The organism is Leuconostoc sp., assembly GCF_965300815.1.
Map to the genome: position 1 here is coordinate 1 of NZ_CBDKZH010000153.1, position 2,574 is coordinate 2,574.

At 47.8% G+C, this 2,574-nt stretch carries 3 protein-coding genes; all 3 read left to right on the top strand.

Going from position 1 to position 2,574, the window contains the following annotated elements; all coding sequences use genetic code 11:
- Positions 1–977 (top strand): nicotinate phosphoribosyltransferase (pncB, locus tag ACW12G_RS07515; protein WP_455647664.1); only part of this gene is annotated, 977 nt, incomplete at its 5' end.
- Position 978: 1 nt separating this feature from the next.
- Positions 979–1,803 carry an ammonia-dependent NAD(+) synthetase gene (gene nadE / locus ACW12G_RS07520; RefSeq protein WP_455647665.1) on the top strand — a complete coding sequence of 275 codons (825 nt, stop codon included), beginning with the start codon at positions 979–981 and terminating at the stop codon, positions 1,801–1,803.
- Between the two features lie 27 nt (positions 1,804–1,830).
- Positions 1,831–2,520: a MucBP domain-containing protein gene (locus ACW12G_RS07525; protein WP_455647666.1), complete on the top strand. Its 690-nt coding sequence runs from the start codon at positions 1,831–1,833 to the stop codon at positions 2,518–2,520.
- Positions 2,521–2,574: the final 54 nt, after the last annotated feature.

Consider the following 2,574-nt stretch of genomic DNA (forward strand, 5'->3'; position numbering starts at 1 on the left):
TCGAAACTGCCCTCCTCAACATGATTAACTTTCAAACGTTAATTGCCACCAAAGCAGCCCGTGTCCGAACAGCCGCTGGACAAGACCCGCTGATGGAATTTGGCACACGACGCGCCCAAGAATTTGATGCAGCCCTTTGGGGTACCCGCGCAGCGTTTATCGGTGGCTTTAACGCCACTTCCAATGTGCGCGCAGGGAAATTATTTGACCTACCAGTCGCCGGTACCCATGCCCATGCGTTAGTACAAGCCTATCAAGATGACTATACAGCTTTTAAGGCGTATGCTAACACCCATCACGATGTCGTCTTCCTCGTTGACACCTTTGATACCCTCAATTCTGGTGTGCCAAATGCCATTAAGGTGGCTAAAGAATTTGGCGACCGGATTAACTTTCAGGGCGTCCGCATTGATTCTGGCGACATGGTGGCTCTATCTCAAGCCATTCGCCAGCAGCTAGATGCCGCTGGTTTCCCATCAGCCAAAATATATGCTTCTAATGATTTAGATGAGTACACCATTACTGCATTAAAAGCCCGTGGGGCACAAATTGATGTTTGGGGCGTAGGGACGAAACTGATCACCGCTTATGACCAACCCGCATTAGGCGCGGTTTACAAAATGGTCAATATTGCTGGTCAAAATACGATTAAGCTCTCTGATGATCGCGATAAAATTTCTACGCCTGGTAAAAAGCAAATTTGGCGGACGCATACTGGTGATGTCTTAACTTTTGCGGACGAAGCACATGACGGCACCCCACTGCTCCAAGATATTTTTGTTGCTGGTCAGCGTGTTTATACGCTACCAAGTTTAGCTGATAGTCAAGCCTACGCCAAGCAACGTCTGGCAGCAATCGACCCACAGTTCAAGCGGTTAGACCAACCAGCAACCTATCCGGTTACCCTATCCCCAGCACTTGCTGCAGCCAAAAACGCCGCCATTCATGCGGCCCAGCACAATCTCCAGGAGAAGTAATATGCGTCCCTTACAAGCCAAAATCATTGCTGATTTACACGTTCAACCAACCATTGACCCCGCACTTGAAGTGCGACGTTCTGTGGATTTTTTAAAAAATTATTTGTTACAAAATCCACAATATACGAGCTATGTGATTGCCGTCTCTGGTGGCCAAGATTCAACCCTCGCTGGTAAACTCGCGCGTCTGGCAACACAAGAACTGACTACGGAAACCGGTCAAACCTACCAACTCATTGCCATTAGACAACCTTATGGTCAGCAATTAGACGAGCCAGATGCTTTAGCCGCTTTAGCCTTTATCGATGCTGATCGCGTCATCACGACTAATATAAAAACGGCGACAGATGCCATGACTTTGGCACTGCGCGAGAGCGGTTTAGTGGTCGATGACCTGAGTCGTGGGTCAATCAAACCTAAAATGCGGATGATTGCCCAATATGCAGTTGCCCGCGAATATCAGGGCGTGGTGATTGGGACGGATCATGCGGCCGAAGCTTTTGCTGGTTTCTTTACTAAGTACGGTGATGGCGGCACCGACATCAATCCCCTTTGGCGTTTGAATAAGCGACAAGGTCGCGCGATGTTACAAGCATTAGCGGCACCAGCGGCACTCTATGAAAAAGTACCAACGGCTGATTTGGAAGATGATCGCCCACAGTTACCAGATGAAGTCGCACTCGGCGTTTCTTATGACGTTATCGATGACTATCTTGAAGGCCAAACCGTTCCTACTGCACTTGCCGAAAAAATTGAAGCCTTATATTTGGCTAGTGCGCATAAACGCCACGAACCCGTCACAATTTATGACACGTGGTTCTACTAAACGCCGTACAACAAGGAGGGTTAACTAATGACAAATGAATCACCCGTTTGGGTTTATTACGAAGACATTGCTACCCAAGCAACACTCATGTCCCCAACGCGCTTAGATGGTGGCGTTGGTGAGCCTTATAGCGTGACAATCCCTGAAATTACCAATTACACCTACGTTGATGCCTCTGGTGATCTCAACAGTATTTTTGGTAATTTACCTCAGTCACTACATCTCTATTTCCGACCAAGCAATTGGCGGGATGCCCACCGTATCACCATGTATATTGCCGTGCAAGCTGATATGTTGGCCTATGAAGCACCTGACGATCAGGCAGCTGTGAGCGCCAATATTCCGGTTGGCAGTTTTTGGGCAACGCCGCTACGTGTCATCACGGCCAACGGTCAATTCTGGTACCAACTTGCTGCTCAAGCTAGGCTACGGTCCGAAGCGCATCTCATGGTGCTTTCAGACACAGCACCAAATGCCGAGAATATTCATTACATTCAGGCCCATGCCGTAGCGAACGACCAGCCCAATGCCATTGTCAATTTCTTGCCAAATCAAGCGACTGAAGTTTTTGCCGAACCTTACGGTTTGCCAATTGGCAGTGTCGCCGATGGTGATTTTGTCGCCATCATTAACGAACAACACCACGACAACGGTATTATCTGGTACGAACTGGCTCATCACGGTTGGATTAACAGTTTGTATATTAATAAGCTATAACAAAATCAGTACGAGAGACATCAATCTTTATCTATGAAGTATACATCCAACGTC

Bases quoted from the DNA above. Each gene is read 5' to 3' on its own strand.
- nadE (WP_455647665.1), top strand. From the start codon at position 979: ATGCGTCCCTTACAAGCCAAAATCATTGCTGATTTACACGTTCAACCA.
- ACW12G_RS07525 (WP_455647666.1), top strand. From the start codon at position 1,831: ATGACAAATGAATCACCCGTTTGGGTTTATTACGAAGACATTGCTACC.